The sequence below is a fragment of the Sphingobacterium sp. UBA5996 genome (assembly GCF_002429765.1).
In the GTDB taxonomy this organism is placed as follows: domain Bacteria; phylum Bacteroidota; class Bacteroidia; order Sphingobacteriales; family Sphingobacteriaceae; genus Sphingobacterium.
In genome coordinates this window covers 23202-41321 of record NZ_DJAS01000009.1, presented here as the reverse complement: position 1 = coordinate 41321, position 18120 = coordinate 23202, and the positions used below count along the sequence as shown (strand labels likewise).

At 37.0% G+C, this 18120-nt stretch carries 17 protein-coding genes; 12 read left to right on the top strand and 5 right to left on the bottom strand.

Features of this window, described 5'->3' with window-relative positions:
* Nucleotides 1-195 precede the first annotated feature (195 nt).
* From B3E00_RS06515 to B3E00_RS06495, 5 genes are all read left to right on the top strand, one after another.
* Nucleotides 196-1179 carry a DNA topoisomerase IB gene (locus B3E00_RS06515; protein ID WP_293937726.1) on the top strand — a complete coding sequence of 328 codons (984 nt, stop codon included), beginning with the start codon at nt 196-198 and terminating at the stop codon, nt 1177-1179.
* A 107-nt stretch (nt 1180-1286) separates the two neighbouring features.
* On the top strand, nt 1287-2042 hold the full coding sequence (locus tag B3E00_RS06510; protein WP_293883096.1) for a Ku protein: 756 nt from the start codon (nt 1287-1289) through the stop codon (nt 2040-2042).
* A 169-nt stretch (nt 2043-2211) separates the two neighbouring features.
* Nucleotides 2212-2838: a hypothetical protein gene (locus B3E00_RS06505; protein ID WP_293883093.1), complete on the top strand. Its 627-nt coding sequence runs from the start codon at nt 2212-2214 to the stop codon at nt 2836-2838.
* Nucleotides 2839-2991: 153 nt separating this feature from the next.
* Nucleotides 2992-5160 carry a GAF domain-containing sensor histidine kinase gene (locus B3E00_RS06500; RefSeq protein ID WP_293883090.1) on the top strand — a complete coding sequence of 723 codons (2169 nt, stop codon included), beginning with the start codon at nt 2992-2994 and terminating at the stop codon, nt 5158-5160.
* Between the two features lie 112 nt (nt 5161-5272).
* A complete protein-coding gene (locus B3E00_RS06495; protein ID WP_293937724.1) occupies nt 5273-5575 on the top strand; it encodes a hypothetical protein in 303 nt (100 codons plus the stop codon).
* A gap of 64 nt (nt 5576-5639) precedes the next feature.
* Here B3E00_RS06495 and B3E00_RS06490 read toward each other — a convergent pair whose 3' ends face one another.
* On the bottom strand, nt 5640-6296 hold the full coding sequence (locus B3E00_RS06490; RefSeq protein WP_293883084.1) for a response regulator transcription factor: 657 nt from the start codon (nt 6294-6296) through the stop codon (nt 5640-5642).
* A 10-nt stretch (nt 6297-6306) separates the two neighbouring features.
* Nucleotides 6307-7038: a hypothetical protein gene (locus tag B3E00_RS06485; RefSeq protein ID WP_293937723.1), complete on the bottom strand. Its 732-nt coding sequence runs from the start codon at nt 7036-7038 to the stop codon at nt 6307-6309.
* 345 nt (nt 7039-7383) lie between these two features.
* On the opposite strand from B3E00_RS06485, the gene B3E00_RS06480 reads away from it, so the two are divergent.
* The 5 genes from B3E00_RS06480 (at nt 7384) to B3E00_RS22220 (ending at nt 11707) form a co-directional block, all read left to right on the top strand.
* Nucleotides 7384-7890: an RNA polymerase sigma factor gene (locus B3E00_RS06480; protein ID WP_209579273.1), complete on the top strand. Its 507-nt coding sequence runs from the start codon at nt 7384-7386 to the stop codon at nt 7888-7890.
* Between the two features lie 209 nt (nt 7891-8099).
* Nucleotides 8100-8822 carry an SIMPL domain-containing protein gene (locus B3E00_RS06475; RefSeq protein ID WP_293937721.1) on the top strand — a complete coding sequence of 241 codons (723 nt, stop codon included), beginning with the start codon at nt 8100-8102 and terminating at the stop codon, nt 8820-8822.
* Between the two features lie 277 nt (nt 8823-9099).
* Nucleotides 9100-10452: a GH1 family beta-glucosidase gene (locus tag B3E00_RS06470; protein WP_293937719.1), complete on the top strand. Its 1353-nt coding sequence runs from the start codon at nt 9100-9102 to the stop codon at nt 10450-10452.
* Between the two features lie 323 nt (nt 10453-10775).
* Nucleotides 10776-11291 (top strand): hypothetical protein, encoded by a 516-nt coding sequence (locus B3E00_RS06465; RefSeq protein WP_293883071.1) that lies wholly within the window; start codon nt 10776-10778, stop codon nt 11289-11291.
* Nucleotides 11292-11311: 20 nt separating this feature from the next.
* Nucleotides 11312-11707: a DUF2809 domain-containing protein gene (locus B3E00_RS22220; RefSeq protein WP_409530110.1), complete on the top strand. Its 396-nt coding sequence runs from the start codon at nt 11312-11314 to the stop codon at nt 11705-11707.
* Between the two features lie 6 nt (nt 11708-11713).
* Here the strand turns inward: B3E00_RS22220 and B3E00_RS06460 are convergent, their stop codons facing one another.
* Nucleotides 11714-12232 (bottom strand): VOC family protein, encoded by a 519-nt coding sequence (locus tag B3E00_RS06460; protein WP_293883069.1) that lies wholly within the window; start codon nt 12230-12232, stop codon nt 11714-11716.
* Nucleotides 12233-12452: 220 nt separating this feature from the next.
* Between B3E00_RS06460 and B3E00_RS06455 the strand changes: the two genes are divergently transcribed.
* Nucleotides 12453-13481 carry a threonine aldolase family protein gene (locus B3E00_RS06455; protein WP_293937717.1) on the top strand — a complete coding sequence of 343 codons (1029 nt, stop codon included), beginning with the start codon at nt 12453-12455 and terminating at the stop codon, nt 13479-13481.
* An 89-nt stretch (nt 13482-13570) separates the two neighbouring features.
* Here B3E00_RS06455 and B3E00_RS06450 read toward each other — a convergent pair whose 3' ends face one another.
* Entirely contained in the window at nt 13571-14287 is a 717-nt protein-coding gene (locus B3E00_RS06450) for an MIP family channel protein (RefSeq protein WP_293883066.1), read from the bottom strand.
* Between the two features lie 125 nt (nt 14288-14412).
* Nucleotides 14413-16629, bottom strand: a complete 2217-nt coding sequence (locus tag B3E00_RS06445) for a DUF4838 domain-containing protein (protein ID WP_293883064.1) — start codon at nt 16627-16629, stop codon at nt 14413-14415.
* A gap of 489 nt (nt 16630-17118) precedes the next feature.
* Here B3E00_RS06445 and B3E00_RS06440 point away from each other — a divergent pair, with 489 nt between their 5' ends.
* A complete protein-coding gene (locus B3E00_RS06440; RefSeq protein ID WP_293883062.1) occupies nt 17119-18111 on the top strand; it encodes a 2-hydroxyacid dehydrogenase in 993 nt (330 codons plus the stop codon).
* Nucleotides 18112-18120: the final 9 nt, after the last annotated feature.

The window sequence follows — 18120 nt, the reverse complement described above, 5'->3', positions numbered from 1 at the left end:
ACTCACCAAGAAATTAAATGGAACTCAACACTATAAAGGACATTAATCGAACAGGCGATGATATACGGGTTAATAGGGATAGCATTGCGAATCTATCCTCTTAACATACCATAGCAACGCAGGAGTATATCAAGATGCTTGCAAAGAGGGCTAAGCTATCTTAAACATTGGATCACGTCGACTTTAAAGAGTAATATGAAAATAAAGGCTGGATATACCAGAAAGAAAATAGGCAAGTCTTTTAAATATTTCGATATGTCCGGAACGGAAGTTTCGGATCAAAAGATTTTAGATAGAATTACGAAGTTAGTAATTCCACCCAATTGGAAGGATGTGTGGATTGCCAAAAGTGCCAAAAGCGACTTACAAGCTTTTGGGTTCGACCAGAAAGAGCGTAAACAATATATTTATCATTCGAAATTTGTTGACGAAAGGCAAGCAGCAAAATTTAGCAACATCCTCTTTATTGGGAAATACTTGCAGGAGTTGAGAAAAATCAGCACAAAACATATTAAGCGCGAACAGTGGGACATGAATAAGTTGTGTGCGATTGCTTTTAAAATTATGGATAGTACACTGATACGTATCGGCAATAAGCGCTACACCCTCACCAATAAGTCTTACGGCCTGAGCACGTTGGAAAAAAGACACGTTACTATTGCGAATAATACGATATCGTTAGCATACAAAGGAAAAAAGGGAGTTTTTCAACAAAAATCATGGTCCAATAGTCAACAGGCAAAGCTACTGACGGAACTGCTAAAAATGAAAGGGAAAAGGATATTTCAGATTGATAGCGCAGATTGCGAAAGCAGCTTCTGTGGTTCCGCTTTTAATCACTATTTACGGGAAAATTCGAAAGGCCAAATCAGCTGCAAAAGTATTCGTATTTGGGGAGCTAGCCGGGAAGCATTTTATCAGCTTGCGCAAATCAAACCGGCGGGGGCTATCAATGCGCGCAAAAGACAGCTCAATAATGTCATTAAAAATGTTGCTGAGCAACTAGGTAATACTAAGACCGTTTCACAAAAATATTATGTCCATCCTGCAATACAGCGCGTGTTTATGGAGGGACAGTTCCCAACGATTAAAAATAAATTACCTTTAGCTAAACTGGAAGATAAATTATTCCGTTTTCTGCGGAAGAATAGTCAAGTAGGTGTTGCAGCAGCGAACTAATATGCGATCGCCTTTCTAAGCAGTTGATTTAGGAAGGCTATTTCATAAAAATTTCAAACCATTTCATGCGCATCAAGGTTCTGCTAATAACACTAAAAAGATTATTTATGCGTGCAATTTGGACTGGAGCTATTGGTTTTGGATTGGTCAATATTCCAATTAAATTATACAGTGCAACAGAAAGCGCTTCCTTAGATTTGGATATGCTCGATCGGAAAGATTTAGCCAATATCAAATTTAAGCGTGTAAATGAAAACACGGGTAAAGAGGTGAAATGGGACAATATTGTCAAAGGGTATTTTATGAAAGACCATTATGTTGTTTTGGAAGATGCAGATTTTGAAGATGCAAGTCCGGAAAAAACAAAATTGATCAATTTGCATGCGTTTGTAAAGGTAGCAGATGTTGATAGTGTATATTTTGAAACACCCTATTATTTAGAACCGCAGAAAGGTGGTGAAAAAGCGTACCAACTCTTGATCAAAGCGCTGGAAAAAACAAAGATGGCTGGTTTAGGATCTTTTGTTATGCGGAACGTTGAACACCTAGCTATTATAAAGCCTTATGAAAATGCATTAGTATTGAATAAAATTCGTTATCAACAAGAGATCAGAACGCTTGATGAACTAAAACTACCGAACAAAATAAAAATTCAAAAAGCAGAGATGGACATGGCAACACAGCTGATTGAGCAACATAGCAAATCTTTTGATATCAGTAGCTATAAAAATGAGTATATGGACGACCTTTTAAAAATAATTAAACAAAAAGATAAGGGTAAGCGACCAACCATTCGAAAAATGAAAGTAAAGCATACAAAAGCGGATGATTTGCTTGCAAAACTTAAAGCTAGTTTAGGTTAATCGAAGCATGTAGCATAGACCCGTAATCGTCAAAGTAAGGTCAAGTATAGGATAAATTCCGATTAACTCCATTGAGCATTAAATAGCATTACACGTTCAATTGATAGTATAATAGCGAAAAGGCTAAAAATAACGGTTGGGTTTAATTAGTCAAAGAAAAGGAGGAACTATGAAAAATATTATTCCAGAACAGAAAGATGGCAAACGATTAGATTGTTTTGAGTCGCTGGAGTTTCCAAGCGAGGCGATTGCCAGTATGGCTTTTGATTTGGCGGTAGATAATCTAAAAAACGTTAATCATTGGTATGAATTAGCAGAGCTTCCGGCAGCAGTATTTCAGCTCACTTCCGGTTACGGTACGCCCATCGAACGCTCCTTGGAATTGCACGATTACATCAGACTAGACATTCCTGGCCCCGGACTTCCAGCTAGTGACGGTTACGACTGGGTAAACGTAGTTAATCTGATGTCCGAGAAAACCTCGGATTACAAGGTATTCGCAATCACACTAAAGCCTTGCCCCGATCCAAGTCATCCAGAAGATAAAAATACAGCTCACTTTTTTGAAGGAATTTCTTCATCGACTTTTCTGATCGAACAACGTAGAAACAGCTTGCTGTTCCAATATGCTGGGAGAAATGAAATCATTAACGTAGACAACGAGAAAGTAAGTGACAACATCCGAAATTATTTCGTTGGTTTAGCGGCCAAATTGGGGGCTTCCTATCCACAGTGGAAATCACTGATCAAAGGTATGGCTAACGTCATAGCAAAAAAATTTGATGTGCGAATGTAGTTGATTTTTCCAAACAGAAGTTGCTGTACTTTCCTATTGGTGTTGTAAAGGACTCCAAAACTTGCTTTTTATAAGCTTACCCCCGTAATTTTTAGCTGTATTACAGTAATTTATCCGTATATTTAGCTATATCATAAGGAATCTTGGGGTAGCATGAATCATACATATCAATCTAACAGCCAATTACTCAATAAGCTTCAATCTTTTGGAAGTCTCGTGGTTCTAAACCGGGATTTTATTGTTGTCGGAATATCAGAATCTGCTTTACATGTGGATTGTTTAAAAGAAAATATATTAGGAACAAATTTTTTTCATAGTGTAAGCAATCTATTTGGCGAAGCATGGGTAAAGGTCAAAAATGCAGTGACTGATTTTATTGATGGACAACAATCAAGCCATATTTTAACCATTAAAGTAAATAAAGAACGTATCTATTTAAAATTGCGAAAACATGATCAATTCATTTATTTAGAATGGGAAAGACAGCACAAAAAAAACATCGCTGCTAAAAAAATTAATGAACTTAATTTCCTGCTTGATAGTATTCAACCCAATAATTGGGATCGTGTTTGTGCTGCAGTGAGCAAATTACTAAATTATGATCGGGTTTTTGTTCTACACATCCAGGAAACAGGCTATAGCACAGTGGTTGCCGAGCATACTACCACTGGGAAATCTCATTTCAAAGGAAAGGAATTCTCAAAAGATTTTATGCCCGAAGAAGCTTTGGAATACTATAAAAGCTATTCATATCGATATGCCCCACATATTGAAATCGAGGGGCAAGAATTTTATTATACGGACAATAGGGTTGATTCTCTTTCGAGTTTGTTATCTCCATTACCAGAACTCCATCGTCTCTTTCTAAAAAAAATAGATGTGCAAAGCGCCTTGTTTTTTCGCATTTGTATCGATGACGACTTTTGGGGACTTGTAGTTGCCCAAAACAAAGAAAAATGTTTAGTTGATCTGCAACAACGAAAACTATGTACATTCGCCATCCAGGCTGCAGCCAGCAAATATGAAAGCTATATTAAACAGAATCTTTTGGAAAGAACAGAACTTCTTAAAAATGCTGAAGAAGAACTGAAGAGAAGCCTAGCCGAAAATAAGATGGTAAATTGTGCTCTTATTCAGCATATGGATATCTTGACCAAATTAGTACATGCAGATGGTTTGGCTATATTTAATCATGGTGATATTTTTAACTATGGACATGCCCCCCATAAATCACAATTTTATGAAATCATCCAATTTCTCCAAAATTATACCGATAAGCCAGTCTTTAAAGATTACAATTTTCGTCTGAATCATCAGGATAAGTTTAACGATAAACTTGAATTTGCAGGTTTAATGTATTTAAAAGTCGGTTTGGAAAATGACTATTATATTGTTTGGTTTAGAATAGAAAACCGTAGTCAGGTGATGCAGATGATGTTGAAAAATACAAAACCTGAAAACAAACGACTCAAAATTTGGGAGGACATACGTTACGATGTCGCCAAACCCTGGAATGATGCTGAAATCAATTTCGTTCTTCGCCTAAACCAAATCATCAAAGAATCTATTTTTGCCAAATTAAAAGAACGCCAATTACTGAATGAGGAGCTTCTCAGTTTAAATAATGAGTTGGAAATGTTTACCCATACCTTATCTCACGATTTAAAGAATCCATTGTCCATCTTAAAAATGGGAATACAATTCCTACAACAGCACCCGGACAATATTGACTTGACAAAAATCAACAGATGGTATCAGAATTTCAACCGAAGTGTTACAAACATAGAAGATATCATTAATAATATGGTTCAAATAAGCCAGCACCGCTCCAGCATTTTGGACAAGGAACCGATTCCGATGGCATACACGATACAGCGTATTTTTCAAGAAAACAGCATGCTGTACAATGTTAATAATTGTGAGCCCCGTTTTGGAACGCTATTACCTATTTGGGGCGAGAAAAGTGCAGCATATCAAATTTTTTCAAACTTAATTATTAATGCAATAAAATATTCAGCACAATCAGATACGCCAATAGTAACAATTGATAGTTGCCATGAAAATGACCATACGCATTATCGAATTGAGGATAACGGTATTGGAATTCCGAGCGAGCAATTGCCACATATTTATGAAATGTTTACCAGGGCCGATAATGTAGGTTCAATACCTGGTACTGGCATTGGTCTTTCACTTGTAAAAAGAATAATGGAACGGTTAAGCGGAAGAATAGAAATTGAATCTGAAGTCGGCCAAGGTACTACCGTCCACCTGTATTTCCCTATTGTTAAACCGTTCCCTGAACAAATGTTGGTCGATTGATCCCTGATCTTGAATACTTAAATCTGTCAAACTATTTTCCACTAGACATTGTTTATTTATAAAAAGAATAGCATCCCTTAAAATGGGTTGTAATCAAATAAGGAAAATCGAAATGGAAGAAATATTATCACAAAGTGCAGTAGTAAAACGAGGTATTATTATTGCCTACTATTTTAGTAACATATGGTACGGAAAAGGGTTGCTTGGGAAACATACAGCACCGGATCCAAATGACACTGATCCTAGCGAGCATCCCCAACCAGACTTAGACGAAATCGATCCCGAAGAAGAGGAAAACATCAATTATAAACATCAGAATTTATCGGTGGAAGACGATAGTAAAAAAGAGGTTAAAACAAATCCATACTGTGTTAAATATATCGAAGATCCAACTATTCTGAAAAATACAGATTGACCGTTACGTCAATCTGTATTGGATATGACAAGTCATCAAATACAGGGTTGAATTGATAAACCTATTAATTTAAAATACCTCTTTCGAAAGCAAATTTAACCAAATGTGCGGTATTTTTCACTCCTGCTTTATCAATTAGGTTTTGCCTATGGCCTTCAACTGTACGCTTGCTTAAAAAAATCTTATCTGCAATTTCCACATTGGTATACCCCTCAGCTATGAGTTTTAATACTTCGAGCTCTCTATCCGAGATGTCGAAATCGTCATACATTTCTCCTCGCAGCTGTGTATAGCTCTGTCCGGAGCTGACTTGATCCAATAGTATCATGGCGATTTCCTCACTCAGATACCGACCACCAGCAGCAATATGATTTAATCCAAATAGTAATTCGCTATACCCCACATTTTTAACCAAATAGCCAGATAGTCCAGATTCGAAAGCTTCAATAACATAATTAATTTGGTTCAGCATGGATAATATAACCACTTTAACTTTTTCATACTGCTTTTTTATCACCTGCAGTAGTTCCATCCCATCCATTTCATCCATACTGATATCGGTCAATACAATATCCGGGAGAGGATTCGAAGCTAAGAAATGAAGAGCCTCTTTTCCATTAGATGCCTCCCCTATAACTTCAAATCCATCTTGCGATTCCAATAGTAATTTTATTCCGTTACGAACAACCATGTGGTCTTCAACCAATAGGATTTTTATCATTATTATCTGTTTAAATAGTCAATTTAATTAAAATACCGGTCGCCAGCGAATCATTCATAATGCGTGCATTGTATAGTTCAGCAATCTTTGTTAAGCGCATAGGATTATTTACAGACGGTGTTTTTGAGAGTGCATCTCCCTGTCTAAAAAAGGGAGAAATTTTAATTAAGATCTCGCATTCAATCACCTGTACTGAAATCGCAATAGCATGTGCAGATACCTCGTCATTTAAATATTGAAATAATGCCGTTATGAATTTAAATAGATGGACTTGTGTCTCCCGATGCAACTCGCTCAAATGCGGATCAAGTAACGTATCAATTGTAAAACCTGATTGATTTTTATAACTCCCTACCAATTCATCTACCGCATGAAAAATTCCTAAGTCATTTAAAATCGGATTGTAAAGTAAAACTGCTTTATTGCGAATTTCTATAACTAAAGTCCCCAATGAATCACGTAAACAACGTAATTCTTCAAAATCTCCATATCGATTCGTAAAATTTTGAAGTGATATACGCATTCCATAAAGCTCCTGAGCCAATTCGTCACGGAAATATCGTCCTATTTTTCCAAGATCATCCTGTTGATTTTTGATAATCGATTTATAGAAGTCCTCCTGACTACCATCCCACGCCTGCTTCAATTCCGAACGATCTTCCAAACTTTCGCACTGTTCTTTCGCTCCTTCCGATACGTCAAAATATATTTTTTTATTGTCGTTCCCCATATTGCTTTCCACGTCATGTTGTACTTATAACCATTAAAATAGGGCAACAGTTTTAAAAATTAATATCTATTTCTGTAAATAAAATGTACAAATTAATGTACTGCGTATAAATACGTATAAGCGATAGATAAAAAGGGGAAATTACACAGGAAAACACTCATTGTTTAAGCAAAATTGAGCAACTAAAAAATTTTGGCACTACAAAAAAACAATTTAAAAGTCTGATTTACAACTATTTAAAAATAAACCATACCATACCCATGACTTAAAAATCAGTACAGCTACTATTTTCATACCTGTTTTCTAGCATCCTAATTGCAGTAAATGCACCAAGATAGACACTTAAAATTTGATAAAATGGAAAATACAACAATCGATCAACTGTTTAAGGAAAAAAGACCTACATTAAAATATTTGGCAGCGCAATTTACAAATGATCCGGATGAGCGGGAGGACTTGGTGCAGGAAACCATGGTTAGGTCACTAGCATCTATCGAAAAGTTCGTGAAACATCCTAAGTTGATGTCATGGCTCTATATCATTATGAAAAATACGTATATCAATCAATATACGCGTAATAAACGACTGGAGAACTATAGAAGTGAATATATCAGCACTGGCTATCGAAACGACATGACAACAAATCGTGGAGAGAGTAATTTTGTGGCATCGGATATCCAACACGCATTAAATAGTCTTTCAAAAGACTATTACAATGCTTTTGTAATGTTCTTAGAGGGATTTAAATATTATGAGATCGCTGAGCATCTGCAAATTCCTGAGGGTACCGTCAAAACACGGATACATATGGCTAGAAAGTCATTGCAAAAGCAGCTTAAGATATATTCAAAGAGCGTTGATTAGTATAATCGATACACTAAAAAAGACAGTTTACAAAGCAGTCATGGCCAGAAGAAATTCTGGCCATTTTTATTCAAACTATTCAAATAGCCTATTAAGTTTATTCTTGCAACCAATTCCTTCAAGTGATGTTTGCTAATAGGTATCTCCTATATATTTATTATATTTAAGAGATTACTTAACTATCAATATCATATCGAACATCATAATGTATGAAAAAGCAATTCATTTATATCTTTCTAATCGGCTTAAGCGGAACCATATTTTTATCTTCCTGCGGTAAAATATCCAATGACAATCAAAATAGAATTCGTGTCAGTGGTGAGGGAAAGATCAGAATCATGCCAGATCAAGTAACCTTAACAATCAATACGGCTTTTACAAAACCAAGGATGGTAGATGCTGTACGAGAGACGCACGCCACTGTCGACACGGTAATAGCTTTGCTGCAAAAATACGAGAATGAGAAAGAAGATATTAAAACAAGTAGTGTTTCGGCCAACAAAGACTATCAATATGTTGCTAATACCAATAAATTTGTAGGTTACCAGGCGCAGCAAACAATCGATTTCGTTTTACATGATTTATCTAAATTCACCGAATTGACAGGAAAACTGTTAGAAACTAAAATAAGTGGAATTGGATCTATTTCTTTCGGTCACTCTAAAGCAGACAGTATTTTGAGAGAAGCCGACCTCATTGCGTATGATGACGCTTTAAAATCTGCAAAAAAACTTGCTTCTCGGGCTGATATTAAAATTGGGAAACTGTTGTATTTGTCCAATGATGGAAGCGCGTCAAACGAATCAAACCAATATCGAACAGGAATGGCTTTAGAGACATTCAATAAGGGATATGGTGGTGATGGCTTCAAAATTACACCAGAAGTTTTAGAATTCAAGAGAACGATATTTACGGAATTTGAAATCAAATAGTTCTTTTCTGCCAGCTGATCGAATCACTTATTGTCGTGATATTTAATCTTTCGTTCACATCGACTTCATATAAGTTTTGTTACTTTATAGTACGATAGTTACTGAAGTTAAAAGAGATTAACGTATGTATTATGAAAACAATAAGCTATTTTGTCGGGCGGATTTTATTTAGAATCTTTTTGGGTCAATTCAGTTCATTTTATTCACCGTTAAGATTTTACAAAACTTAATGGTTTAAAAGAATTGACATTAAGATCCAATAATTATATTATCATACATGCTTTTAACCAAAGACGCCTTTGGCGAAGATTTTATATGGGGAGTTTCCACAGCTGCCTACCAGATTGAAGGGGCTCACGACTTGCATGGGAAAGGGCCGTCAATATGGGATGTGTTCGTACAAAAAAAGAATCGCGTATTCCAAAATCAACATGGTAATGAAGCCTGTGATTTTTACAATCGGTATGTCCATGATTTATATCTGATGAAGGGAATGCATATTCCTAATTACAGATTTTCTTTATCATGGAGCCGTATATTTCCAAACGGAATAGGCGAAGTAAATCAAAGAGGTCTGGATTTTTATGACCGCCTAATTGATCTATCTCTTGAACTTGGAATTACTCCATGGATTACATTGTATCATTGGGATCTACCGCATGCATTAGAGAAAAAAGGTGGGTGGGTAAACCGTGAGGTGAAAGATTGGTTTGGAGAATTCGTTTCCAAATGTGTGCAAACCTATGGCGATCGTGTCAAGAACTGGATGGTGCTCAATGAGCCTACTGTCTTCACTGCCGCGGGCTATTTCTTTGGTGTACATGCGCCGGAAAGAAGAGGCTTGGGCAATTTTTTGGCTGCAGTCCATCATGCTGCTTTAGCACAGGCACAGGGAGGGCGAATCATTAAATCAATACAAGCTGATATTCATGTTGGCACCACATTCTCCTGTTCTCATGTAGAACCTTTTTCTTTAAGAGATAAGGATATCGTAGCGGCAAAAAAAGCAGATGTATTGCTGAATCGTCTCTTTATAGAGCCGCTTTTAGGTATGGGCTATCCGACAGAAGAGATTAAAATCCTGAATAGAATCGAAAAGTACATTCAAGTGAATGATGAAAAAGATTTGAAATTTAACATGGACTTCATAGGGGTACAAAATTATACACGGGAAGTTATACGATACGCAATGTTTGTTCCTTATCTTCGAGCGAAAATAGTATCTGCGAAAGAGCGTAAAGTTGAAATGACCGAAATGAATTGGGAGGTTTACCCAGCTTCCATCTACTATATGCTTAAAAAATTTAGTACATATCCTAATATGCCCCCTTTAATAGTCACGGAGAATGGAGCGGCGTTTGCCGACCAAGTAGAAAATGGTATCGTTCATGATCCAAAAAGAGTTACCTATTTACAGGACGCTTTACAACAAATTTATCGTGCAAAACAGGAAAATGTAAATATCAAAGGGTATTTTGTATGGACTTTTCTTGACAATTTTGAGTGGGCAGAGGGCTATCGTCCAAGATTTGGACTTGTTTATGTTGATTTCAAAAATCAACAGCGTATTATAAAATCTTCTGGGCAATGGTACGCAAATTTCTTAAATAACAACTCTAGTCATTCTTAGTATGGTGATAAGACCGATTAGTAACTTTTAATAAAATTACTGAAAAAAGTATTGCTAAAACAACGACCAAAATCGTACCTATCAAAGGACCAATGCTCGCTTGCCAATCCCAAAATATACTGACAATCCCGAGGATTGAGCATACTGTATAATTCAATAATAGAAAATAATCCGACTTCTTTAACAAGTTAGTTCGCTTAATCTCAATGATACTCTCCAATGTTGCCTATAATAAAATTAAAAAATATGTATAACTAATCTGTCTGATTACATAAATATAAATATCTTTAATAAAAAACATCGAAAAATTAAAGGCGCATTTTATGAAGACTTTTCAATTTAAATCACATCATGTAAAAAAGGGCTTAATGTTCGGATTAGGTTATTTAGCAGTATTAATTGTGGTCCTTTATGTCTTTTTTGGTGGTATAAATGGGCTTGCCGATGCGGCAAATAATTTCGGTTCCGCGAAAGGTTTAGGCATATTGGTCACGGTAGTTGTAATTGGACCACTTATTATCCTCCTGCAATTCATTAATCCTAAAATCGATATACAGGTCGACAGTAAGAATTTATCCATTCAGAGCTCGAAAAAAATTCCCAAAACTATTCCACTAGCGACAATACATTCCATGGAAATCAACCAGAAGCTGGTCAACCAGCTTCAGATATTTGATCAAAACAAACAACTACTCGCTACAATACATCCTCAAACCGACACCAATGTGATTTTTTCAATTGCCAGTACGATAGCATTACATGGTGAATTTGTAGTGACAAAAGGAAACAAGAAGATTTTCGGGAATGCTGTTCCAACGGTCTCCTATTTAAGGCAATAAACTAGGCCCCTATTATCGTGATGAAAAAAATTACAAATATTCAGTACCTTGTTCTAGCCATAGCAACTATCATTCTCGGTCTGTTGTCCCGAAAAATAGTGGTAATACCACCGATATGCGGTGATGTCCTCTATGCTGTGATGGTATACTGGCTATCACGCTTTATATTTATTAAAAAATCAATACTCTTTTCCAGCATCATCACTGTCTTATTCTGTTTTACGATCGAATTTTTACAACTCATACAATCTCCGTTCTTTTTATGGATAAGAACCAATGTGCTGTTACGTCTTGCATTTGGCCAGGGATTCGTATGGTCAGATCTAGTCGCTTATTGTTTGGGGACTATCGCAGCTACGTCTCTCGATTGCGTTAGGCATCTCATGTTAAAATCGGTTCTTACTGTACGTGACTAAAATAGCTTATTTTATAGTTGTGACTCCCATATCAATTCCCATCTTTTCGTAAACCATATCATTCGGTTGCCAAAGCTCTATTTTGTTTCCTTCAATGTCCATGATATGAACAAATTTGCCATAGTCAAATGCTTCGATATTATCAAGAACGGTAACCCCCTCCTTCTTCAATTCTTCGACTAAAAGTTCAATATCTTCCACGCGGTAATTAATCATAAAATCCTTTTCCGAAGGGTCAAAATAGGCTGTGCTTTCCTTAAAAGGACTCCATTGAGTAAATGCTTTTTTTGTACTATCTGCTCCTTGATACCATTCAAATACACCGCCATAGGAATTGGTAGTGATACCTAAATGTTGCGCGTACCATGCTCTCAGTTTTTTTGGATCTTTACTCTTAAAGAAAAATCCACCTATACCAGTTACTCTTTTAAGTTCGGCAGACTGGTTTAAATGCTTAACGGTATTGAAAGCATAGCCCATTCCAAATGCCAGCAAGATACTTCCAACAAATACAACTCTTTTCATAATTTAATATAGATAAACAAGTGATTTACAATCGCTAGCCAATTTAGTCATTCGTTTTCAAAAATGCAGCTATAGTGGTTCAAAAAGAAATCTTTTTCAAGGTTAAGATTATAAAAAAACGGTAATGTATTTATACATTTGATTCGGTCAAAATTCATTGCTAATGCTAGTAACAGTTAGAACAAAATAGTTAAGAGCAGGTCAACTAAAAAATAAATCTATGTATAGTTTTAAAAACGATTATTCAGAAGGGGCGCATCCCCGCATCTTAGATAAACTTATTGAAACAAATCTCATACAGCAACCTGGGTATGGAGAGGATGAATATGCTAAAGAAGCAAAAGCCATTTTAAAGAGAAAGATAGCTAATGAACTAGCCTCCGTTTATTTTTTATCTGGAGGGACACAGACCAATCTATTGGTACTATCGTTTCTCTTACGCGTTCATGAAGCCGTCATTAGTGCAAAGACTGGACATATATCTGCCAATGAAACTGGTGCTATTGAAGCAACTGGGCATAAAGTTATTGCCATAGAAACTATAAATGGAAAATTAACTCCTGACGATATCATAAGAACATTGAAAGAGCATGCTTTAGCGCCACATGTGGTAAAACCACGAATAGTTTATATTTCAAATTCTACAGAAATTGGGACAATTTATACCTTGGTAGAACTACAGGCGTTATTCGGATGTTGTCAGCAACATCACTTGCTACTCTATCTGGATGGTGCCCGTTTAGGACATGCATTGACAGCGGAAAACAATGATTTAGCGCTATCAGATCTTGGAAAATATTGTGATGTATTCTATATTGGAGGTACAAAAAACGGTGCGCTTTTAGGAGAGGCTGTCATTTTCAATAAGTCCGAATTGGCGATGGATTTCGATTATGCGATCAAACAAAAAGGTGCTTTACTAGCCAAAGGTCGTGTGTTATCCGTTCAGTTTCTCGAATTGTTTAAAGATAATTTGTATTTTCAACTAGCGCAAAAAGCAAATTCATATGCGATGCAAATCACCAAAGCAATTAAAGAAAAGGGCTACTCGTTTTTAACTGATTCCACTACAAACCAGCTATTCCCTATTTTACCAAAGTCTCTCATTCAGGTATTGAGTCAAAAATATCAGTTTTACATTTGGAAAGAAATAGATCATGATAATGCTGCTATTCGCCTAATTACGTCTTGGGCTACCGAAGAGGAAAAGGTGGTGAACTTTATTACTGACCTATCGAATTTCAGATAGGTTTGTTGGCAGCAACGTTCTACTTTCATTTAACGAGTTTAATACGTAGATGCCTGCCTATAAAACTCGTTAAATGAAAGCGGAATAAACTAATCTTTGGGCTCCAAAACTCGCCATACTGCAGCTGCAGCGATGGCCCCTACGAGTGGTGCAACAATAAACAGCCATAGTTGAGACAATGCTTGCCCTCCAGCTAAAACAGCTGGACCAAACGAACGGGCTGGGTTAACGGATGTTCCCGTCACTGGAATAGCAACTAAGTGAATTAATAAAAGTGTAAAACCGATGGCAAGTCCAGCCATGGTGCTGTTGCCAAATTTCGATGTCGTTACCAATATAACAAATACAAAGAGAAAGGTTAACACGGATTCAATTAGAAAGGCTGAAGGTGTACCATATTCATTTTGATACCCCTTCCCCCAGCCATTGGAGCCAAAGGCCCATTCACCTGCTGTAAATCCAGCCAACTGCCCCAATAAAATCTGTTGCAAAACCAAAGCGGCCAAAAGCGCACCACTAAATTGAGCAACAATATACACAACCGCATGTTTGGCAGACAGACGTCCTGCCAATAACACACCAACAGTCACGGCTGGATTGATGTGGCATCCCGATAGCCCTCCAATCGCATAAGCAAAAACGACTACCGAAAGACCGAAAGCCACGGAGATGCCCAACAGACCAAGACCAGAGAGCCCCCCCGTGGTATTGGCTCCTGCAATCGCTGCGGCACCGCAACCAAAAAGCACTAAACCAAATGTCCCAATTAGTTCAGCGAAAAATTTTGAAGATGTTTTAATTTCCATAGCATTCTATTTACAACTTAGTTAACTCTAATTTAACCACTATCCATATAAAGTTAAAGTCGCAAAATATTTATTGTAGAACAATATCTACAACTATTGGAAATTAAATAAAGTATTTCAACCGATCAGTATAACCAAATTTCATCACACGCCATCAGTGGATGCTTTGTGGGATGATTACGCCATAGCGGTAATTTTCTAAATGGGACAGCATAAATATGAATAGCAGTAACCTTGCTATTTATTGATGTTTGATATCGGACTTTATCCACCTTATAATCTTCTTTCATGGATGCATGCTTCTGAACGGATACTTCTCGAAAATCTTTCCCATTTATAGCGACAGAAATATGTAATTCGTTTGGTGGAAATATCCAATGCCGGGCATCTTTCAGAAAATTGAGTTCGATTGTATCTATTTGTGTTGGTTGTTTAAAGTGGAAAGTAATATCCATTGGCTTACCATTCCACAATAGCCAATTGTAACTATAATCCAAATAGCCCGGAACGCTATCCGTTAATGTCTTTAACCCATTTGCTGGGGATGATGGTTCAAATGGATTTTTCGATGTAATACTTGCTTCTGAAGCTTTATTTATTCTAACTCCGGTATTGAAGATGTCAGTCCATTCTTTTGAATAACTATCAGGCGATGCTCCAGCTTCGGCGAGTTCTATTACCCCTAGCCTTTTGGCATCTTCAACGAATTGAGCGACCCTGCGCGCTACACTTGGTTTCGCTACCCATCGATTACCATCCCGCACAAATATACCACGATCATGGGAGCCGTAAAATCTTGCTTGCTGCAAATAGGTATAATCCAGCCCCAATTGGATACGTCTAACGCGTGATGCCAATAAGGGATTATCCTTACTGGTAGCTTCTGCCTTTTCTAATAACATCCTATATTGATCCATGGCCTCTGGACTTAAAAAATCAATTCTATTATCAATTGGATTTCCATAAATCGACAGAGCAGAGGACGGCCCAGGCAAACGACCTCTTCGCTGTTTAAGGTATGCTTTCACAAAAGGCCCGGCCTTACCGTAATAGCCCTCGATAAATTCATTCATCAATTGATCTTCTGAGCGAACGTTCGTATCCCAGGCAAGATTGGCCAAAACATAGGCATTTAGCTCCGCCATATCACTATAAGTCCCTCCACCGCCCTGTAAAAAGATGCCTTCTACCCCTTGTGTTTTCAAATAATGTAGACTTTTCTGCATCGTTCCTTGAATTGGAAATGGTGCAAGATAATTGGTAAACTGGGTCAAATAATCCCATACAAAGACATGTTTAGCTTTGGATTTCCAAGCGCTCAATTGCCTTCTGAAAGTTGCAGCCGAGGATTCAACAGTGATATCATTTTTCCGGAAAGCATCAATATTACTTAGTATAACTGACACATTATCTGCAACACATAAATGTGCAGGTGCATTGGCCGTTTCAAGATAAGCCAATGTCGTGAATTTCTTATCTGGAAAAATTGCGGCTACCCGGTTTACAAAGTGTATCAATGAGCCTTGCGGTCCCCCTTCGCGCTTATCTATAGCCTGACAACGATCGCACGTACAGCTTCCCCTATCATCATTAGCCGCAATAGACCAATAAATAGCCTTCGGATTTTCAACCATCCTGCGCTTAAAGTAAACAACGGTATGTGTAAAGACATCTTCATTAGAGAGGCAAAGCTGAGCCGGCTGGCGCTTCCCATCAAATAGAGAATAATACTCGGGATGACTTTTAAAATAAATCGATGGTGGCAATATTTTACTGGCCGTGTGTCCCCAATCCCCCCATTTGTCTTCCAAATAATGTAGCCCATACCAATCCATGTATTCCTGATCCAGTTCTACAGGGAAGTAGACCTCTCTATACTGAAAACTTGGTTTTGAAAAAATTTTTAGATCTGCAGCTACATATAAACTAGTAGACTTAGGAATATAGGTGTTTTCATGACCTGCATACCATTTTCTTCCGCCAATGATATCCCTTACATAACGGTATGCCGCAAATAGCACTCCTTTGCCACTCCCCTTAATCCAAATCGTCTTTCCCACAACATCAATAGAATAACTATCCTCAGGAAAGGATTCCGTTATGGGTAGGCTTTCTAGGATAATAGCATCCGAAACATCAACTTTAGCTTGTATAGCATAGTCTGCACCCGTACTTTCTTTTGTGTAAGATTTGATAACACCAGCGGCTTGCATTGAAACAGGATTGTCTATATCCGCTTGAATGATATAATCTGTTTTCCCATACTCAACTAATGTAATTCGCTCTTGTGCTTGCACTATCGTTACCAATGACAATAGACCTAACATACACTTCCACATCATATAAAAATTTATCCTACGGATAGATACGAGCAAAATAGCTCACAACCGTTGATTCAGCATGACCTATCCTTAACCGTATACGCGATATCAGCTCATACGGAGAAATAGGTTTTTTAATATAATCATTGGTGCCTACCTTAAATCCTTCTAAAATACTATTATCGTCATTCTCTTCTTTTCGTTCTTCATAGGGGCTTTAATTTTAGTACTTCATAGTACGACAAAGTTTAGAAAAAAAAACAGAAGTCGTTGTAGACGCACAACTACAAGACTGCAAAAATTAATTAGCATTGATTTCAATTCATAGCATGCTTTAGCATGTTGATTTCAAGTATTCACCAAGATATTGTTCAACTTATTATTTAATAGTCTTAACACGCTAAGTGCAATAGTTTAATGTGAATGGAGTAAATTAAACCGCTGGTATATCCCCCAATTAACTAATTTATACTGTATATTTATAGTATACTAATACGCAGCAAACAATTTATGAAAATCGCCTTCTTTTCCACAAAACCATATGACAAGTTATTCTTTGAAAAGGAAAACAGTACCTATGGCTTTCAATTTAATTTTTATGAAACGCATCTAGGGCCACACATTGTGAATGCTATTGAAGACGAGAAGGTAATCTGTGCATTTGTCAATGATAAACTAAACCGACAAGTTATCGAAGTACTTGCTGAAAAAAGCGTTGAGTTGATAGCCTTGCGCTGTGCGGGCTTTAATAATGTTGATTTAGAGGCGGCACGGGAGTTTGGAATAAAAGTGTGTCGAGTTCCTGCTTATTCTCCCGAAGCAGTTGCTGAACATACAATGGCCATGTTATTGACATTAAATCGTAAAACGCATAAAGCTTATAATCGGGTTAGGGAGCAAAATTTCGCATTGCATGGACTTTTGGGCTTCAATCTTTATCAGAAAAAAATTGGGGTAATTGGCACTGGAAAAATTGGAAAGGCTTTTATCAAAATCGCCTTAGGGTTTGGCGCGAATGTAATTGCCTATGATTTATATCCAGATCCTGAGCTTGCAGCAAAAGGCGTCGATTATAAATCGTTGGATGAGGTCTTTAAGGAATCAGACATCATTTCTCTTCATTGTCCGCTCACTCCCGACAACCACTATCTGATTAATAAGGAATCATTGGATAAGATGAAGTATGGCGTTACAATTATTAATACAAGTAGAGGTAACTTAATTAATACCAATGATGTTCTCAAAGCGCTTAAAGAGCGTAAGATTGGACTACTGGGTATTGATGTGTATGAACAGGAGGAAAAATTGTTTTTTAAAGATTTATCAACGACAATTATTGAAGATGAGACCATACAACTATTAATGAGTTATCCTAATGTTTTGGTAACCGCACATCAGGCTTTCTTCACCACTGAAGCGTTAACAGAAATTTCTCAAAGAACACTGCGGAGTATTTCCGACTTATTATCTAAAGGAACCACTGATGAAGACGTCTTGCTATAAGCAAGACGT